Source organism: Brucella sp. NBRC 12953, from assembly GCF_040369775.1.
Taxonomy (GTDB): domain Bacteria; phylum Pseudomonadota; class Alphaproteobacteria; order Rhizobiales; family Rhizobiaceae; genus Brucella; species Brucella pseudogrignonensis.
In genome coordinates, this window is record NZ_BAABSV010000003.1 from 432,926 (window position 1) to 452,087 (window position 19,162).

The window sequence follows — 19,162 nt, forward strand, 5'->3', positions numbered from 1 at the left end:
TCATGCTTCCTGAGTTTGAAGCCACATTTCGAGCAGTCCGGCCTGCCAAAGCTCCGAGCCGCGCAAAGGGGTGATGTGTTCGGAAGGATTTGCGAACAACCGGTCGAGATAATCACGCTGGAAAAGCCCGCGTTCGCGTGCTTTCTGCGATGACAAAGCATCGCGCAGCATGTCGAGATAGGGGCCAGCGATATATTTGAGCTGCGGCACCGGGAAGTAACCCTTCTTGCGATCGATCACCTCGCTTGGCACAACCTTGCGGGCGACATCCTTCAGAATGCCCTTGCCGCCATCCCGCAGCTTTTCTTCTGGCGGCATACGCGCTGCAAGTTCCACGAGTTCATGGTCGAGAAACGGCACGCGGGCTTCCAGCCCCCAGGCCATCGTCATGTTATCGACGCGTTTTACGGGGTCATCGACCAGCATGATATTGCTGTCGAGACGAAGTGCGCGGTCAACGGGTGTATCAGCGCCATCGCGCAACAAATGCTCTTCGATGAGTTCGCGGCTATAGTCGCGATCTGTCATCCAGTCGGGCGACAGCTGGGTTTTAAGCACATCATGCGAGCGGTCACAGAATGCCTTGGCATAATCGCTGACCACATCATTGGAGTCCACCAGTGGCGGATACCAGTGATAGCCCGCAAAGACCTCATCGGCACCCTGACCGGATTGCACGACCTTGATATGTTTGGAAACTTCCTTCGACAGCAGATAAAAGCCGACATTGTCGTAGGAAACCATTGGTTCCGACATGGCGGTAATCGTACCGGGAAGCGCATCCATCAAATCAGAACTCGGCACAAAAATCTTGTGATGATCGGTGCCGAAATGTTTGGCAATCAGATCGGAATAGACGAACTCGTCGCCTTTTTCGCCGTTGGCTTCTTCAAAGCCGACCGAAAAGCTCATGAGGCCGGTCTGACCTGCTTCCGCAAGAAGACCGACAATCAGGCTCGAATCCACACCACCTGACAGAAGAACGCCAACCGGCACGTCAGAAATCATGCGGCGTTTGACGGCAACGCGCAGCATGTCGAGGAGCTGTTCCTGCCAGTCTTCACGGCTGATAGTGCTGTCGCCAGCCAGACGGCTATGCGGCGGCTGCCAATAGATGCGATCACGAAATTCGCCATTGGCCTGATAAACACGGATCGTTGCCGCAGGCAGCTTGCGCACACCCTTATAGATGGTGCGCGGCGGCGGAACCACAGCGTGGAAGCTCATATAATTATGCAGTGCCGCGCGGTCGATTGAGGTATCGACACCGCCAGCCTTCACAAGTGCAGGCAGCGACGAGGCAAAGCGCAGCGCGCCGCTGACCTCTGCCAGATAAAGCGGTTTGATGCCAAAACGGTCGCGGGCAAAGATCAGTCTGCCGGTATCGCGCTCATGGATGGCAAAGGCGAACATGCCGTAAAAGCGGGAAACACATTCCTCGCCCCAGGCGTGCCATGCCTTGATGATGACTTCTGTGTCGCCATCAGAAAAGAAGCGGTAGCCCTTGGCTTCGAGCTCAGCACGCAATTCGCGGAAATTGTAAATGCAGCCGTTGAAGACAACGCTTATGCCAAGATCGGCGTCGATCATGGGCTGCTGGGATTTCTCCGACAGATCGAGAATTCTCAATCGCCGGTGTCCAAAGCCGACATTGCCACGCACTATGATGCCAGAAGCGTCTGGCCCTCTGGGGGCAAGAATGTCTGCCATTTTCGAGATTGCCGAAACCGACGGTGTCGCACCGTCGAACCTGACTTCTCCGCAAATTCCACACATAAAAAGGGTCAAAACCTCCATGATCAAACACAACAAGCAAGGCCGTCGCATGAGTTATGGCGGCGGCCTGCATATTGGCTAATGCACGCACGCCGGGATGGTTCCGAAATTTCTGATTTTTATGCGCTTGATGCTTTTTTCAGCTCTTTTTCTTTGGAAAGCATGTATTTTTCGGCGGAAATCATATGTTCCAGCGCGATTTTACGTGCATCTTCGGCCCTGTTTTCCATCAGAGCTGTCAGAAGGCGATGCTGAAAAAGCAGGCCTTCTTCGCGGGATGCGGGTGTGGGATCGGCATAGATTGAGCGGGCAACAGGCATGTTGCGCAGCAGATTATGCGTTAGACCACATATGAAGCCCAGGAGCCGGTCCGGGCAGAGTTGTGCGAGCTGAGTATGAAAATCCAGTTCTGCCACACGCTGCTGAAACTGGTCGTCCAGATTGGTTGGAGGGCGGTCGTAAAACCGCATCGTGCTCTCCAGTTTCGTAAGATCTTCATTGCTCAATCTGCCGGCAAGTGAGGCTGCGATCTCAGGCTCCAGCAGCTTGCGTAGGGAATAGATTTCCTGAAGGCTTGGCTGGTCGAAGAAGAAATAGTTGCCGAGCATTTCCATCGCATGTTGCGCAGATGGTTCAGCAACGAAAACACCGCCACCGGGACCGGTGCGGGTGAAGAGCAGGCCCTGGGTTTCGAGCGCCTTCATCGCCTCGCGCACAGTACCCTTGGCCGCCTTGAACTGGTCGATCAGGTCTTTTTCCTGTGGTAGCCGATCACCGGGTTTGAGATGGTCCGTCTGGATCACGTCTTTGATACGGTCAGCAATGACCTCAGGCCGTCGCTTTGATTTGGTCAGCGAAGCATTGTCCGATTTGCTGCGGCTGTTCCGGGCCATACCTTGCTACTCTCTTTTCATACGCGGCGCGCTGTCTATCAGCTGACGTGTATAGGCATGTTGTGGCTTCGCAAAAAGGTCCCCGGCGGTCGCTTCCTCGACGATTTCCCCATAATACATGACGGCAACGCGGTCGCTGATGGCTTCCACCACCGCAAGATCATGGCTGATGAAGAGATAAGACAGGCCGAACTGCTGTTTAAGCTCATCGAGCAGCAGCAGCACCTGCGCCTGAACGGAGACATCAAGCGCACTTACCGGCTCATCCAGCACGATGATTTCGGCATTTGCTGCAAGTGTGCGGGCAATGGCGATACGCTGGGCCTGCCCGCCGGAAAACTCATGCGGGTAGCGCAGCAGAGTATCTTTTGGCATCTGCACGGCATCGAGCAGTTCTTCCATACGCTTTTGGCGCTTTTGACTATCCAGTTCACCGAGCAGCTTCAGGGGTGTTTCCAGTATCTGCCGGATGGTCTTGCGCGGATTGAGCGACGCCACGGGGTCCTGAAACACATACTGGATCACCTTGCCAAAAGCCCGCGGACCAGAGCGGCGAAGTGCGCTGGCATCCTGTCCGGCGATTTTCATCGTGCCGTCGCTCGGCTCTGTCAGCCCCACCAGCATTCGCGCCAGAGTGCTTTTTCCCGAGCCGCTTTCGCCTACGATTGCCAATGTTTCGCCGCGCGCGAGATTGAGCGACACGGACTTGACCGCTTCAACAGCATGGCGCTGTTTGCCGAAAAATGTGCGTCCGCCACCAAAGGTTTTGCTCAGATTCTGGACACTGATTGCAGCCTGACTCATGTGGCGGCCTCCGTCTGTTTGCGACTGAACAGCTTTGCCACGCGCTCATAGAAGTCCTTGCCGTGGCCAAGTTCTGGCACGCAGGCAATCAGCCGCTTGGTATAGCTGTGTTGCGGGTTGGCGAGCACCTCTCGGGCGGTTCCGGTCTCGAGGATCACCCCGTCTTTCATGACGGCAACGCGATCGCAGATTTCGGAAACGACGCCAAAGTCATGAGTGATGAACAAAAGCGCCATGCCGCGTTCGCGCTGCAGATCACGTAAAAGCTCAAGAATGCGCGCCTGTACGGTCACATCAAGAGCGGTGGTCGGCTCATCGGCGATGATGATGTCGGGATCATTTGCAAGTGCCATGGCTATGCCGACACGTTGACGCTGACCGCCGGAAAGCTGGTGCGGATAATGATCTGCACGCTCCTTTGCATCCGGAATACCCACTTTCTCCAGCAAGGCGATGGCTTCTGCCCGGCGTTCGGATGCGCTGATCGATTTGTGCGCTGCGATTGCCTCCTCGACCTGTTTGCCGATTGAGTACATCGGGTGCAGCGTGGTCAACGGATCTTGAAATACATAGGCGACCTTGCTGCCGCGCGTGGCGGTCAGTTCGGTTTCGCTCATGTCGAGTACGTCTTCGCCGTCAAGATAGATGGCGCCGTTGCGGATCAATCCAGGCGGTGAGGCCACCAGCCCCATGATGGAAAGTGCGGTGACGCTTTTGCCTGAACCGCTTTCGCCAATCAGGCCAAGACATTCACCGCGATTAAGATGCAGGGAAACACTGTTGACCGCAGGCGTGTAGTTGCCATTGTTGACGAAGCCAGTTTCGAGCTTTTCGACCGCGAGGGCTGCATCCAGCATCCTCGTCTTGGGCGCGGTTCTGTGCTTGGCGATTGCCGTTACCGAGCCGGGGCGGGCAAGAGCACCGGAGCGCAAACGGGGATCAAGCACATCGCGGATGCCGTCGCCCAGCACATTGAGGCTGATGACAATCAGAAAGATCATTAGGCCCGGCACGATGGAAACATGCGGGGCAGTGAACATCTGCGCACGGCCTTCACCGAGCATCGAGCCAAGATCAGCCTGTGGCGGCTGCGCACCAAGCCCCAGAAAGCTGAGGCCTGCCGTTTCAAGGATCATCCAGCCTGCCGTGGTTGACATTGTGATGACGATGACCGGCAACACATTGGGCAACACTTCTGTAAGCAGGATTGAAATGTGCCCTTTGCCGGAAAGCCGGGCAGCATCCACAAATTCGCGATTGGCAAGGCCGAGTGTTGTGCCGCGCACATTACGTGCAAAGAACGGGATATTGACCACGGCAATTGCATAAAGCGCATTCATCAATCCCGGTCCCAGCGCTGCAACGATTGCAAGAGCCAGCAGGATATAGGGGAAGGCCATCAGCATATCGATGCCGCGCATCATAAGGTTGTCGGTGCGCCCTCCTGCATAGCCTGCGACGATCCCGATAGCCGAGCCGATCACTGCGGCAATCAGCGTGGCTGCAAAGCCTACCGCCACCGAGACGCGTGCGCCCCAGAGAAGGCGGCTCAGAATATCGCGTCCAAGCTGGTCTGTGCCCAGCAGATGACCTGCGGAGAAGACGGGTTGCAGCCTGTTTGCGGGTGCTGTCGCATCCGGGTTGGGTAATGGCAGGATTGGCACGAGTATTATCAGCACGCAGATGAGCGCGAGCAGAAAAAAGCCAAAAGCTGCCAAACGATTGCTCATCAGCAGACGCCATGATGACAGGCGCGCAGGAGCGGCTGGGGAGTAGGTTTCCGAAAGGGCGCTCATGTGCGTATCCTCGGATCAAGCATGGTCTGAAGGACATCGGCGAGCAGATTGAACAGCACATAGCTGGCTGCCACGATCAGCACGCCGCCCTGCACAAGCAGGATGTCGCGGGTCGAAATTGCCTTCACAAGCATGGCGCCGATACCGGGCCATTGAAACACGGTCTCGATATAGACCGCACCGCCCAGCACAAAGCCTGCCTGAATGCCGATAACGGGAATGACACTGACAAGGGCTGCACGAAAGGCGTGGCCGTAAATCACGCGACGCTCATTGAGCCCTTTGGCGCGTGCGGTGCGGATATAATCCTGACGCAGCACTTCAAGCATTGCGCCGCGCGTCAGCCGGGCAATCACACCGGCAGCAACAACCGCAAGCGTCGATGCTGGCAGGATCAGATGCCAGATCAGATCCTTGAGATCGCCGCCGCCATAGACTGCATACATGCCGGATGCCGGAAGTATGCGCCAATGCACTGCGAAGAGATAAATCAGCAGAAGGCCAAGCCAGAATGAAGGGATCGAAATGCCTGCCAGAACGATGAAAGTGATGGTGCGATCTGCCCAGCCAAACTGACGAACGGCTGAGACAATGCCTGCGAAAAGTCCGAAGATCGAACAGAGCACGAGAGCAACGCCTGCCAGAATAAGTGTTGCCTGAAAGCGTTCCAGCACTTCATCGAGAACAGGACGATTGAGCACGAAGGAGCGACCGAAATCACCGTGCAACAGATTGCCGATCCAGATGAAATATTGCTGGACGAGTGGCTTGTCGAGGCCGAGATCACGATTGATACGCTCGACATTTTCCGGCGTCGCATAAGAGCCGAGCAGAGCTGTGGCAGTATCGCCGGGAATTGATGCCATCACCAGAAACACGATGATGGAGAGCCCGAAAAGTACGGGAACGACTGCGATGAGCCGCTTGAAGATATAGGCTGGCATTGGCCCTCCTCCGCTTCATCTGGGGCGCATTTGGTGCAAAACCGGGTTTCGCTTCTGCTTAAAATGCGCAAGTAAAATTGCGCCAGCGGCCCTAGAGAGCCGTGCGTCCAATTGGACGCACAAAGGACGCTCTAACTTATTGAATCTACGCATCGTGCTTTCCAAAAATCGAATACGATTTTTGGGCCGATGCTGTAACCTCTGGCGCAAAGCTTCATTGTTTGGTCACATTTTTGAGATGCAGCAGGAATGACGGCTGGAGCTTGAAGCCCTGAACTGCAGCTGTTGTGACAGCATTCTGTTTCCAGTTGGCGACAAAAAGCCATGGCGCATCGTCGTGGACGATGGACTGGATCTCGCCGTAGAGCTTGCCGCGCTCTGCCTGATCGGTCGATGTGCGAGCCTTGGTCAGCAATTCATCGACTTTTGGATTGGAATAATAGCCCGAGTTAAATCCGCCTTTGTCCGGCAGGGCTTCGGTGCGAAGCGTGAGAAATGGAACCGTGTCTGGATCGTTGGTCATCCATGCCATTTCAGCCATATCTGCCTTGCCATCGAGACCGGAATTCACACGACCAAGAAAGGTGTTCCACTCGTAGGTTTCAATCTTCACTTTGAAGCCGACGGCCTGAAGATCAGCCTGAATAGCTGCACCCATATTGATCGGATCAAGCATCCCCGAGCCACCTTCTGTCACATAGAAAGTAAGTTCAGGATTGGTAGCGCCTGCTTCCTTTAACAGCGCCTTGGCTTTTTCCGGATCGTAAGGATAAGGCTCGGTTTTATCATCAACCCAGTTGAATGCAGGTGGCACGGGACCGGCCGCGACAGTTGCAGAACCTTGCAGGACATTATCGACCAGACCCTGTTTGTTGACTGCATAATTTGCAGCCTGACGAACTTTCTTGTCGGCGAACGGTCCGCTTTTGGTGTTGAGAATGCTGAACCAGACATGCGGTCCCGCCTGTTCTGCGACAGCGAAATTTGCATCCTGTTTGAAGGTCGCGAGATTATCCGGCGGCACCTCAACCATGATGTCGATGCCACCTGCCATCATTTCAGCAACGCGCGTATTGGCGTCGGTGATGGGACGGAAAACAATCGCGGTCAAGGTCGGAGCCTTATCCCAGTAGTCGGGATTACGCTCGACCACCACGCGCTGGCCAGACTGCCATTCGGCAAATTTGAATGGGCCGGTGCCCGACGGATGGCGACCAAATTCAGTGCCATATTGTTCTACGGCGGCTGGCGAAACGATGAGGCCGGTCGGATAGGCGAGGTTTGACAGGAAGGGCGCGAACGGCTCTTTCAGTTTGAACTCGACGGTGTTTGCATCGACCGCATTGACGCTTTCAATGGATTCAAAGTTGAAGGAGAGGGGGAACGGGCCGGTATTGTAGAACGGATGATCCTTGTTCAGCATCCGCTCGAAGTTGAATTTGACCGCTTCCGCGTTGAAATCCGAACCGTCATGGAATTTCACGCCCTGTCTCAGCTTGAATGTATAGGTTTTGCCATCGTCCGAAATGGTCCAGCTTTCAGCAAGCGCCGGCTCGATTTCCAGCGTGCCATCCTTATAGCGGACCAGCCCGTCATAGATGTTCACAAGGATGCGGAAATCATTGGTTGCCGTGACCGTGTGTGGGTCAAGCGATTGCGGTTCAGCAATCTGCCCGACGATCAGAACATCGGGCGGTGTCTGCGCGCCAGCGTGAAATGTCGCTGAACCCAGAACCAGAGTGGCCGCTGTCAAAACGGCGCGAAATAACCTCTTCATCAGCGGTTCCTTTCGTTTGGCCATATCTGCCTGCAAATCTGTCAGGATATAATTTATAGGGAGGAAATGACGTATATCAACAAATTATCATAATTAATTTGCGTGACCGCACCCGCTTTACGCTTTTCGGGACGCGCTCGAAAAAAGGCGGGATGATCCCGCCTTCAAATTCTCTGTGCTGTTTTCAGCTATTCCGTCGGGCTGTCTTCAGGCCTCAGGTCTTGCTCGGCCGTGGTCGATGTCTGATGCGTGAAGCCCTTGAGACCCTTGGTGGTTTCCTCGGCATCGCGCTTGATCTCAACCTCGCTCATTGCATAGTGAACAGTGAGCTTTGCAATCGATGTGAGTGCGCTCAAATGAATGCGTTCATAGCCATGCGAGGCATCGATACCGAAGGTTAGAAGCGCGGTGCGAACATCGTGACCGGCCTCTACCGCTGATGCCGCGTCAGAGCGATAATAGCGGAAAACGTCCTTCTGCACCGGGATATCGTGCTCGTCGCAAAGCTCATAAAGCTTCTTGGTCAGATGATAATCGAAAGGTCCGGTCTGGTCGGCCATGGCCAGTGTTACGCCAAACTCAGATGAATTCTGACCCGGCGCTGTGGTGCCATTATCAATGGCGACCAGAGACGCAATATCCGGAACAACGGCTGCCGAAGCGCCGACGCCGACTTCTTCGCCGATGGTGAATATCCAGTACGTATCGACCGGCGTTTCGACATTGAGCCGCTGCATGGCTTCGAGCGATGCCAGCATGATCGCAACGCCCGCCTTGTCATCAAGATGGCGCGAGACGATGAAGCCATTATCGATGAATTCCGGCATGGGATCGACGGCAACAATGTCGCCAACATCGATGCCGAGCTCTATGAGGTCTTCCTTGTTGCGGGCAAGTGCATCGACGCGCAACTCGATATAGGTCCAGCCTACGGGAAGCGTATCCACTTCTTCATTGAAAGTGTGGCCCGAGGCTTTTAGCGGCAGGATCGAGCCGCGATAGGTACCTTTGGAAGAGAAGATTGAAACGCGCGCACCTTCTGCAAAGCGTGCCGACCAGTTGCCGATTGAAACAAGCTCAAGCCGCCCGTTGGATTTGAGATATTTGACCTGTGCACCAAGGGTATCGACATGGGAGACGATACCGCGCGCGGGCTTTCTCGATTTGCCGCTGCGGCGTGCGCGGATCGCCCCGCGTCGCGTCAGGATGACTTCAAGGCCGAGGCGCTCCAGTTCGCGTGCAACGAAATGCACCGCCTCATCTGTGAAGCCGGTTGGACTTGGGATTGCCAGGAGCGCGCCCAGTTTTTCGAGGAGATAATTTTGATCAATCGCAATATTTGTCATGGTCAGGTAATCTACGGCCCCGATAATCAACGTCAACCTTGCGGGTAGATTTAAAGTTAAATCCCGATGGGAACTGAGTTCTGCGACGTCTACGCGTGAGCTTTTTCTAAAGTTTATTTTAAGGATGGTCTAATTTCGCGATAATTTCAGCATGTTAAGCATTGGCTTCCAGCCTTGAGTTGTGTAATTTCGCGCAAACAACGGGGGCGTTGATTTGCTGCTTGGGGACATTCATCCTGATGATAAAGCTGCGTACCAACGGGGATCGGTGGTTTGTTGCGCTCGTCGCTTGTTTAGGCATCGCCATAACAATTCTTTTAGGGCAGCTGGAACTGGTTCGGCTCGCTTACATTCGCCTTAACGAATACAGGGACAATCTCTTGTCCCATTCGGTAAATGTCACACAATCTGGCAGAAATACGCTTGCAGTGGTGAATAGCACCATGCAGGAATTCTGCTCGGATGAAAATCTGACCGAGCTGCGACTGCTGGCATATAAGGCGCATTATCTGCGCGATATTGGCCGCGTTTTAAACAATCGCATTGTTTGTACTGCTTTATGGGGGCGTCTGTCTCCGCCTGCCGATCTGCCGAAATGGGATCGTGAGGTGGATGGCGGGCATCGATTATGGGCAAATGCCGAAAAGATCGGAAAGCACCAGACAAAGGTGGAAATGATCATGCACGGCTCGGCGATTGTTTTTACATCGCCCGTTGCTTTTGCCTTGTACGAACGTGCGGAACCTAACCTCAGCGCGCAGGTCGTTAGCCGCGACAGCAAATATATTTACCGAGCGTTTGGCGATACGAGAAAGATAGCGGAACGGCCGCCCGAAAAGCTGCCATGGTATGATCTGCGCACGCATCGGCTGGTTTCGCAATGTGCCGATGGCATCGATGTCTGTGTGACGGCATCCATGACCAATGTCAGCATTTTCCAGCAATCGCCGGGCGTATTGATGGCACTCGCAGTCTTCGGTGCATTGGCCGGTGGCGGACTGGGAGCCGCAGGGGTTCAATGGCGTAGGGGCCATGCATCGCTCGCACAGCAGATCAAACGTTCCATTGCGGAAGGCCGCGTCGATGTCGTCTTTCAGCCATTGGTGCGGTTGCGTGACGGACAAGTGATTGGAGCGGAAGTGCTTGCTCGTCTGTCAGACGAAGATGGTGTGCCGATTCCGCCGGATGTTTTCATTCCGATTGCGGAGCAGCAGGGTGATATCAAGAATATTACGCGGATTGTCGTGCGCAAAGCGCTTGATCAAATGAACATGCGCTTACATGCAAATGAAGATCTTTATCTCAGCCTCAATCTTTCGGTCGACGATGTTATTGATCCGAAAACGCTGGTCTTTCTGGACCAGGAGGTCAAGCGCCATGGGCTTTCATCGCTCAGAGTTGTGCTTGAGATCACGGAGCGCTCGACAGCTAACCATGAACGCCTGATTGAAGCGATGAAATCCTTTCGCACGAGGGGCTATGAATTTTTCATCGATGATTTCGGCACTGGCTATTCCAATCTCGCCTATCTCGCAAAACTGCCGATCAGCGGAATCAAGATAGATCGCATGTTCACGCAAGCGATCGGAACCGAGGCTGTCAGTGCCGAAATTGTCGAGAATATTTGCAATATCGCGCGGCGGCTCGAGTTGAAGCTGGTGGTTGAAGGCGTGGAGACGCAAGAACAGGCCGATTATGTGCGGGCCTTGCATCCGGATGCCATAGGGCAAGGTTGGCTTTTTGGCCGTCCTGTTCCCGCCGCTATTTTCGATCATGTCAACAATGCAATAATAAGTTGACTCTTAAAGTCATATATTACAGTAAATGCTAACTCTGCTGCGATAGGCAGGTCAGGGGATTGTGTATCCGGTCTGGAGAGGATCGGTGCGATGGCATTTAGCTATTCCGAATGAGCTTCGTTTGATGTGGAATCTGCAACGCCTTTTCCAGAACCATGCGCGGGAGCTGCATCGCTTTTTCCGGCGCAGAGGGCACAATGCAGAGACGGCAGCCGATCTGACGCAAGATACGTTTGTGCGAGTGATGTCGGCAACACCATCAGGCAATGAACATAATCCGCGCGCCTATCTGCATCAGGTAGCGCGCAATCTGTCCATTGATCTCTACCGGCGCGAGCGCATCGTTGAATATGTCGATATGCCTGACGAAGAATGGCGCCGCGTTGCCGACACGACGCCTACGCCAGAAACTATCGTCTATGACCGACAGCGCCTCTTGATTATTGAAAAGGCGCTGCTTGAGTTGCCTGAACAAACACGCCGTGCGTTTGAACTGCATCGTCTCGATGAAAAGACGATTGCTGAAGTGGCCAGCGAACTGGGGCTTTCCGTCTCGCGAACATGGACATTGATCAAGCGTGGTTACGTGCATCTGAGAGCGTGTTTGAATGAAGATGCGGCTGGCAGTCTTTAAAAGAGAAAATTCCCTCCCTTCATTCGTTATATTCAGTAGGACATAATCTGAGAGAAGCAGTTCGGCGTTGAGAAACGGCTGAGTTAAAGGGGCTGACGCTGCATGGATGACGAATTATCGAAAAGCGAAAAGCTGTTCGAAGAAGCATTGGATATTGTCATCCGCATTCAGGATGATCCGGATAATCCTGTGGCCCAAGAGCTGGTCAACCGCTGGCGTGCGCGTGGACCGGAACACGAAACCGCCTGGCGTGAGGCGATGGAAATCTATGGCATGACGGGTAAAGTCATGCATGATCAGCGCCGTGCGGCAGCCCCTAAAATATCCCGCCGTTCGATCCTCACGGGCGGAGCAGCTGGGCTTTCCGTTGTTGCAGTCGGGGCACTGTTTGGGCCGCAGCTGATGTTGCAGGCGCAAGCGGATTACATGACCGATTCCGCCCAGTTGCAGGATGTACCGCTGCCGGATGGCAGTCGTGCGATGCTTGGTCCTGATAGTGCGATCCAACTGCGATTTAGCCCGAATGAGCGCCGCGTCGAGCTTCTTGCTGGAATGGCATTTTTCGATGTGAAGCCCGATCCCGTACGTCCATTTCGTGTGCAGACCGGAAAGCTTACCGCGACCGCACTCGGTACTGCTTTCGATGTGAGCAATGACGCGGGTTATCTCTCGGTTTCGGTGGATCATGGTTTGGTCGCCGTCAGGCCGACCGGTGCGAACGATACTGTAACACCACTTGGGCAGGGCGACTGGCTGTCGTTCAATGAGCAAAGCCACGACTTCGAGCGTGGTAATCGTGACGTTTCCCAAATTGCAGCCTGGCGGCAGGGAATGCTGGTGGCCGAGCGCGATACGATTGCGTCAGTTGTCGCGCGCATTGCACGCTGGCAATCAGGCCGGGTGCTGCTGGCTCAATCGAGCTTTGGCACACAACGCATTAGTGGTGTGTTTGATCTCAACCAACCGATTGCCGCGCTGGAAGCAGTGGTTGAACCTTATGGCGGAAAAGTTCGGCAGATATCGCCTTGGCTGACGGTCATTTCGTCAATCTGATATTTTTTTGATGCAAGGGGAGAAAATCCCGAAGCCCCGCTCGTTGTAAGCATCAGGGTCGGACGTTAGCTGCTGCCATACAACCGCCTTTTCACCAAAAGATGGAGTGGTTGGACAATGGGGCGTCGGGTTAATAAAAGTGTTGTGCAGCGCTTGGGGACGAAAGTTCTGACAGCAGCACTTCTGGGTTCTACATGCGTTTATGCCTTGTCCCTTTCGACAGCTTTTCAAGCGCAAGCGCAGACTGCGCGACAGGTTTCTTTCAATATTCCCGCAGGCTCGCTGTCTTCAGCACTCGCCAATTTCGGTCGGCAGGCTGGAATGCAGGTGACCTATCAGCCGCAGATTGCTTCCGCTAAACAGGCTCCCGCCGTTTCGGGCATGATGACGCCGCAAGATGCACTTTCGCGTCTGCTTGCAGGATCTGGTATTTCCCATCGTTTCACAGGTAGCAACACAGTTGCATTGGCCGCACAGTCGGCAGCCACACAGGCACCATTGGCGGCTGACGGCACCACACTGCTTGATACGATTACCGTCACCGGCGGTGCGGGCGTGGTGGGGGCAGAAGCACCTTATCAAACGGCAGCACCGACCAATTATATCTCGTCCGAAACCATCGAGCGTTTCCGCGGCTCAAGCCCTGCCGATATTTTCCGCGGCACGCCGGGGGTGATGTCGGGTGAAGCGCGTAACGGTGCGGGCTCGGTCGATGTCAATATTCGCGGTATGCAGGGCATGGGGCGTGTTGCAACCACGATTGATGGCGCTGAAAACAGCGTGACCGTTTATCAGGGCTATCAAGGCCTTTCCAATCGTACTTACATTGATCCCGATCTGATTGCTGGCATTGATATCAACAAAGGCTCGGACGCATCCTCGCGTGGTATCGCGGGCAACGTCGCCATTCGAACACTCGATGCCGATGATATCGTCAAGGAAGGCGATAACTGGGGTATGCGTGTGAAAGGTGAATATGGCTCGAATTCCTCATCACCGCATGCGGGTGCCAAGGGAGGATATGCATGGCCCTATTCGCCGAGTGACGTCCCGGAAGTCGTCGGGTCGCCCGACGGCATGAACCGTCCTTCTTTCCTTACACCGACCAATGGCTCTGCCAGTATTGTCGCTGCGATCAAGGAAGAGAATTACGATTTCTTTGCGGGCTATGCTTATCGCAAGCGTGGCAATTATCATGCAGGCAAGCATGGCCCATCAGCGGATCCGGTGAATATCGGCCCTGCCAGGACCTGCAATACATCGGGTTCCTGGTGTCAGAACTGGCCTGAATATATCGAAAACGGCGGCCTTACGAATTATCGTGCTGGTGAAGAAGTCCTCAATACGCAGCTTGAGACCAAATCCTTCCTGACAAAAGCGACGCTGCGCTTTGATGGCGGTCATACGCTGAAGCTGGGCTATACTGGTTTTCGTGGGGAGGCTGGCGATCTTCTTGCATCCCGTTTCACAGGGGACAGAAATCAACCTGTTCAGCAGGAGCTGACATCTGGTTCCAAGCTCGATACCGGCACCCTGCGCTATTACTGGAACCCGGATGACAACGAACTCATTGATCTGAAAGCAAATCTTTGGGTCACGAAACTGGAACTGCGAAATCCGCGTCGCGGTAACATGATACCGACATCGGAATCTCTCGGCCTTTCGCCGAATTTCCGCACTGGATCGAATACGATCATGTGGGGCGGCGATGTTGCCAATACGTCCAAGTTTTCGTTTGGCGACTATGGCGATCTCGACCTGAATTATGGTGTGTCTTATCTCAGGGAAGATACGCGTCCGAGTGCTTATACTAACGAACTTGAGGGCTGGCTAAACCTGCGTGACGCTTATCGTGACGAACTTGGCGTCTTCACCAAAGCAGCCTACAAGCCAGTCGACTGGCTGACATTGAATGCTGGCCTGCGTTATTCGCATTACTGGTCACATGACCGCCGCACCGAGGCCAACTCTGCTGTACAGCTAAACCCGGAACCGAACCGCGATTCAGGTGGTTTCAGTCCATCGGTCGGCGTGACGGTCGAACCTTTCGATGGCAGCCAGCTTTATGTCATTTATTCCAACGCGCTACGCTATCCGAGCCTGTTTGAATCGGTTTCAGCATTCACCGTCATTCCCAATGCCGGATTGCAGCCAGAGCGTTCCAGCAACTGGGAAGTTGGGGCGAACTTCACGCGAGATGGTCTGTTGAATGATGACGATCGCGGCATGGTCAAGTTTGGCTACTTTAACTGGGACGTTAAAGATTATGTTGCGCGCGCATTCCGCGATTTCTACGACGACAGCGGAAAATTTGTCTACAGCGGTATGCAGGTCTACAACATTGATCGCGCACGCTTTTCAGGTCTTGAATTCTCAAGTCGTTACGAGGCCGGCGGGTTTACGGCCGATTTCTCGGCAAATTATTATCTTGATGTAGAATTCTGCCGCACCTCTGACACCTGTGGAGCAAAGTCGCTTTATGGTGACTATGCGACCAACCAGGTGCCTCCGAAATACAGCGTGGATCTGACACTTTCGCAGAAGATGCTTGAAGACAGGCTCACGCTTGGCGGGCGTGTTTCTTATGTCGGTCCGCGTGCGATTGGTCATGGTGATGTAACAGCGGTGGGTGCTGGTGAATTTATTTCGTTGACACGCTGGAAGCCCTATACGCTCATCGATGTCTTTGCCGAATATAAGATCAATGACAGCCTGACCGCGACAGCTCGTATCGAAAATCTGACGGATCAATATTACGTCGATCCGCTTGGCTTGGTGAACCAGCCTGGTCCGGGCCGGACGTTCTATGCGGGCCTTACCAGCAATTTCGGCGGCGATCAGCGCCTGCCGCAACTCTCGCCATTCTCCCGGTCACAGGGTGGGGCACCGGGAATCGACTGGACCGGCTTCTACGGTGGTGTTCATGCCGGTATGACTTCCGGGCGCACTTGGGGCAACACGACTGCGCTTGATGGCACGGTTGATCCTATATCGGCGAGTGAATCTGCGGATCGTGGATTTGGCAATTCGGCCCTGTTCGGCGTGCAGGCGGGCTATAACCACCAGTTCAGCAACCGCGTCGTACTTGGTATCGAAGCCGATGTCAGCAAAACGCGTTTGAAGGGCGCGCAGGCAGCCTTCATGCAAGAAGACTGGATTGCTGCTGAAAAGGACATTGCCGGTATTCAGGCAAACACGCATTACGACATTGATTGGACGGGGTCCATTCGCGGTCGCCTTGGTTATGCGCTGGATAATCGCTGGCTTGTCTATGGAACGGCGGGTGTTGCCTTCGCGCATGAGAAGCAGACCCGCGACCAGTACCACTATTCTGAAGATATCATGGGCAAGGCAAGCTCAAGCCTGTTCTTCGTCGATCAATTGTCGGGAATGCGAACGGGCGTCACGGTTGGCGGCGGTGTTGAATATGCAATCAACGATCGCTGGTCGGTCATGGCCGATTATACCTACAGCCGCTTTGGCAACCGCAGCTTCAGCTTTGAAAATGCGCGTGCCGGAACAGGGGGCAACTACACGACCAGAGAGCAGACAGGTGTGGAAATTACACCGCCCGATCCATTCTTCTGTGAGATTCTGGGAGGATCGTTCTGCAATCCACGCGAGAAGCCAATCTATAAATATACCGACCACACTGGCAGCTCGAATATCGCCAATGGCCGCAAAGCTTCCAATTCACTGGATACACACACCGTGAAACTTGGCCTCAATTTCCACTTTTAATTGGGGTTAGGTGCGACATTTTGACCAAGGTGAAGTTTTTTTGCCTTGGCATTGCAAAAAATAGCGTCCTCAATCGTCTTAATAAGTAGAGCGGTGTTATCGGCTTTACGCGCTGAGAACACCGTCTATCAATAGGGATATTCGAAATGACTGATGCTGCTACACTTGAGCACCCCGTTGCTCTTCCCCGCTCTAAGTGCTTGAAAGCGCGAACGACGGGGACTCACGAACGTCTTGATCAGACCATCATGGCAGGCAAACCATTTGCCAGCCGCGAAAGCTATGCATTGTTCGTTGAGGTGCAGTATCAGTTCCACCGTGACATTAATGCGCTTTATGATGATGCCGCGCTGGACGCGTTGCTGCCCGATCTTAAGGGGCGCCGTCGCTTTGAGCAGGTTGGTCAGGACATGATCGATCTCGGTTTCGATCTGCCCGTAGCAGATGGCGCGCCTGCCTTCCCTGCCGGAAGCGACATTGATCTGCCGACCGCACTTGGCTGGCTTTATGTGGCTGAAGGCTCAAACCTCGGTGCGGCCTTTCTGCTCAAAGAAGCGCTGAAGCTGGGCTTGTCTGAAGAACTTGGTGCGCGCCATCTGGCCGGTGCTCCTGAAGGTCGCGGACTGCATTGGCGGACCTTCACTGCGGCGCTTGATGAAATCGAGCTTTCTGACGCTGAGGAAGAACGCGTGGTCGCTGGTGCGGAAGCTGCTTTCCGCCGAGTCCATGCACTGGTGCGGAAAATCTTTCATGACCGTCTCTAACCTGACGACTGCGAATAACGGGGCCGCCCAATTCGCCTATCCCGATGAGCGGCAGCGCGCAGGTTATCTCGCGCTGGGGCTGTTACTGGTCGTGGCGGCTTTGATTGGTTTGAAGATACCTATGATGCCTTCAGCCCTGTTTGTCTTTGGTGCAGCACTTTGCTTTGTGCAGCTTTCATCCAGCATTCTAGGCTGGCTGGAAACCAACAGAAGTACACGCCTTGTCATTGATGCATGGCGTGCACTTGGTACTCTGTCCTTTCTGTTCAGGCTGTGCCTGCTCAGTCTGGTTACGGCAATCGGCTTGGGAGCCGTTGTTTTGAACCCTCATCTTTTCGGGGTGGAACTGGCAATCAATGCAATGCTGTTTGCAGGCCTCATGCTTTTTGTGGGCCCGCAATATCGAGAAGTGAAATTCGTTCCAGAATAAAGATAGTTTGCAATGCGATTTACCCGACAGGCAGAGCTTTCAATTGAGTTTCTTGTTCTTTGCGAGCGAGCACCAGATGGGACTGCACTGACCACCCGTGCTGCGGCAGAAGCCACAGGCACGACAAAAGATCACGCCGCGCAGATCGTTTCGGATCTCATACATCACGGTTTTCTGGTTGGCTCACGCGGGCGCGGTGGTGGCATCCGTCTTGCGCGCCCGGCAAAGACAATCAATGTCGGAACAGTTCTGCGACTGATGCAGCCGGGTTTCGATGAGCAGGCGACAAAGCAGTCGGGATCAGATTCAGCATTCGGCATGTTGCTGCAGGCAGCCTTGCGGTCCTTCGTGGCGGCTTTTGATGATTTCACCATTGCAGATCTTGCGATTGAGACCAGTGATGGTCGCCTGGCTTGTCTTGATTGCGATCTGCGCAATCTGATCAACCACGGTCAAATGCTCTCTGAGCTGCGCCGCAGAAGCGAATATACGGATGAGCCTGCCTGGGCGGGCGCATCATGAATGGTGCAACGGATAGTATCGGGGTGCGCGAAAGCTTTAGCGAGCTTGCGCTTTGGGCGGGGGCAAGCCTTCTCGTACTATCCTTGCATGTGGGAGCCGCAATGTGGCTTCTACGCGAGCCGGACATGATAGCGGCCGATGATACGCCGCCGGCCGCTATCATGATCGAGCTGGCTGAAACGCCTGAAGCAACTGAAACCGAAGAAAACGAGATATCACCGGATGAAGTGATGTCGGATGCAAGCGCTGCAGCCGAGAAGGTTGAAGAACCTGTCGATGAACCTGTACTCGAGCAGGAAGTGGTTCAGGACGAGCCGGAGCATGTTGAAGAAGAACCTCGGGAAGAAATAGCGCAGCTCGATAAGGTTGAGGTTCCGCTACCTGTCGCAAAACCTAAGCCGCCGGAGCCCAAAAAGGAAATCGTCAAGAAGGATGAGCCGAAGAAGAAGCCGGTGAAACAGCGCGAACAGGCATCGGCCAAGCAGGCAGTGAAGGCACAGGCACAGGTCACGCAGTCCAGCCGCAACGCAGCGAGACAGTCGGCTTCCGGTTTGTTTGCATCTTCCATGACACCGGCGCGCTGGCAATCGCGTTTGATGGCGCATCTGGAGCGCCGCAAGAAATATCCATCGGGTGCCAAGTCGCGTCGGGAAGAGGGCACCGTCTATGTTCGGTTTCGCATCGATGATAGCGGCAAGGTGCTTTCTGCGACGCTTGCGCGATCCTCTGGCTGGCCTCAGCTGGATAATGAGGTGCTATCGCTGGTTCAGCGAGCTTCACCGGTTCCGGCTCCCCCACCAGACGTCAACAAGACGATCACCGCGCCAGTCAAATTCAACAGACGATAAAAGAAGGGCTGGAAACGAACTTCCAGCCCTTTGAT

The 19,162-nt window shown here is 54.4% G+C and carries 16 protein-coding genes; 9 read left to right on the forward strand and 7 right to left on the reverse strand.

Going from position 1 to position 19,162, the window contains the following annotated elements:
• Positions 1–1,776 carry an N-acetylglutaminylglutamine amidotransferase gene (locus ABWV94_RS09455; protein WP_353413390.1) on the reverse strand — a complete coding sequence of 592 codons (1,776 nt, stop codon included), beginning with the start codon at positions 1,774–1,776 and terminating at the stop codon, positions 1–3.
• Here ABWV94_RS09455 and ABWV94_RS09460 point away from each other — a divergent pair.
• Positions 1,700–1,858, forward strand: a complete 159-nt coding sequence (locus ABWV94_RS09460) for a hypothetical protein (RefSeq protein WP_162699591.1) — start codon at positions 1,700–1,702, stop codon at positions 1,856–1,858. The two genes, ABWV94_RS09455 and ABWV94_RS09460, sit on opposite strands and share 77 nt — an antisense overlap.
• 37 nt (positions 1,859–1,895) lie before the next feature.
• Here the strand turns inward: ABWV94_RS09460 and ABWV94_RS09465 are convergent, their stop codons facing one another.
• From ABWV94_RS09465 to ABWV94_RS09490, 6 genes are all read right to left on the reverse strand, one after another.
• Positions 1,896–2,669 (reverse strand): FadR/GntR family transcriptional regulator, encoded by a 774-nt coding sequence (locus ABWV94_RS09465; protein ID WP_353413392.1) that lies wholly within the window; start codon positions 2,667–2,669, stop codon positions 1,896–1,898.
• A 6-nt stretch (positions 2,670–2,675) separates the two neighbouring features.
• Positions 2,676–3,473, reverse strand: a complete 798-nt coding sequence (locus ABWV94_RS09470; RefSeq protein WP_353413394.1) for an ATP-binding cassette domain-containing protein — start codon at positions 3,471–3,473, stop codon at positions 2,676–2,678.
• A complete protein-coding gene (locus tag ABWV94_RS09475; RefSeq protein WP_353413396.1) occupies positions 3,470–5,269 on the reverse strand; it encodes a dipeptide/oligopeptide/nickel ABC transporter permease/ATP-binding protein in 1,800 nt (599 codons plus the stop codon). The genes ABWV94_RS09470 and ABWV94_RS09475 overlap by 4 nt, the downstream gene beginning before the upstream one ends.
• The gene (locus ABWV94_RS09480; RefSeq protein ID WP_079213247.1) at positions 5,266–6,213 is read right to left on the reverse strand and encodes an ABC transporter permease; all 948 of its coding nucleotides are present in this window, start codon (positions 6,211–6,213) and stop codon (positions 5,266–5,268) included. The genes ABWV94_RS09475 and ABWV94_RS09480 overlap by 4 nt, the downstream gene beginning before the upstream one ends.
• 214 nt (positions 6,214–6,427) lie before the next feature.
• A complete protein-coding gene (locus ABWV94_RS09485; protein ID WP_113496470.1) occupies positions 6,428–7,990 on the reverse strand; it encodes an ABC transporter substrate-binding protein in 1,563 nt (520 codons plus the stop codon).
• A 188-nt stretch (positions 7,991–8,178) separates the two neighbouring features.
• A complete protein-coding gene (locus ABWV94_RS09490) occupies positions 8,179–9,336 on the reverse strand; it encodes an osmoprotectant NAGGN system M42 family peptidase (protein ID WP_353413398.1) in 1,158 nt (385 codons plus the stop codon).
• Between the two features lie 239 nt (positions 9,337–9,575).
• On the opposite strand from ABWV94_RS09490, the gene ABWV94_RS09495 reads away from it, so the two are divergent.
• From ABWV94_RS09495 to tolA, 8 genes are all read left to right on the forward strand, one after another.
• A complete protein-coding gene (locus tag ABWV94_RS09495) occupies positions 9,576–11,135 on the forward strand; it encodes an EAL domain-containing protein (RefSeq protein ID WP_353413400.1) in 1,560 nt (519 codons plus the stop codon).
• Between the two features lie 124 nt (positions 11,136–11,259).
• Positions 11,260–11,769 carry an RNA polymerase sigma factor gene (locus ABWV94_RS09500; RefSeq protein ID WP_007877264.1) on the forward strand — a complete coding sequence of 170 codons (510 nt, stop codon included), beginning with the start codon at positions 11,260–11,262 and terminating at the stop codon, positions 11,767–11,769.
• A gap of 102 nt (positions 11,770–11,871) precedes the next feature.
• Positions 11,872–12,822 (forward strand): FecR family protein, encoded by a 951-nt coding sequence (locus ABWV94_RS09505; protein WP_353413402.1) that lies wholly within the window; start codon positions 11,872–11,874, stop codon positions 12,820–12,822.
• A 117-nt stretch (positions 12,823–12,939) separates the two neighbouring features.
• Positions 12,940–16,563 (forward strand): TonB-dependent receptor domain-containing protein, encoded by a 3,624-nt coding sequence (locus tag ABWV94_RS09510; RefSeq protein ID WP_353413404.1) that lies wholly within the window; start codon positions 12,940–12,942, stop codon positions 16,561–16,563.
• A 146-nt stretch (positions 16,564–16,709) separates the two neighbouring features.
• A complete protein-coding gene (locus tag ABWV94_RS09515; RefSeq protein ID WP_353413406.1) occupies positions 16,710–17,327 on the forward strand; it encodes a biliverdin-producing heme oxygenase in 618 nt (205 codons plus the stop codon).
• On the forward strand, positions 17,314–17,757 hold the full coding sequence (locus ABWV94_RS09520) for a DUF454 family protein (RefSeq protein ID WP_105519273.1): 444 nt from the start codon (positions 17,314–17,316) through the stop codon (positions 17,755–17,757). Before ABWV94_RS09515 ends, ABWV94_RS09520 begins: the two co-directional genes overlap by 14 nt.
• Before the next feature lie 12 nt (positions 17,758–17,769).
• Positions 17,770–18,279: an Rrf2 family transcriptional regulator gene (locus ABWV94_RS09525; protein WP_007877252.1), complete on the forward strand. Its 510-nt coding sequence runs from the start codon at positions 17,770–17,772 to the stop codon at positions 18,277–18,279.
• Complete coding sequence (gene tolA, locus ABWV94_RS09530) at positions 18,276–19,127, forward strand: cell envelope integrity protein TolA (protein ID WP_353413408.1); 852 nt, start codon at positions 18,276–18,278, stop codon at positions 19,125–19,127. The genes ABWV94_RS09525 and tolA overlap by 4 nt, the downstream gene beginning before the upstream one ends.
• Positions 19,128–19,162 lie beyond the last annotated feature (35 nt).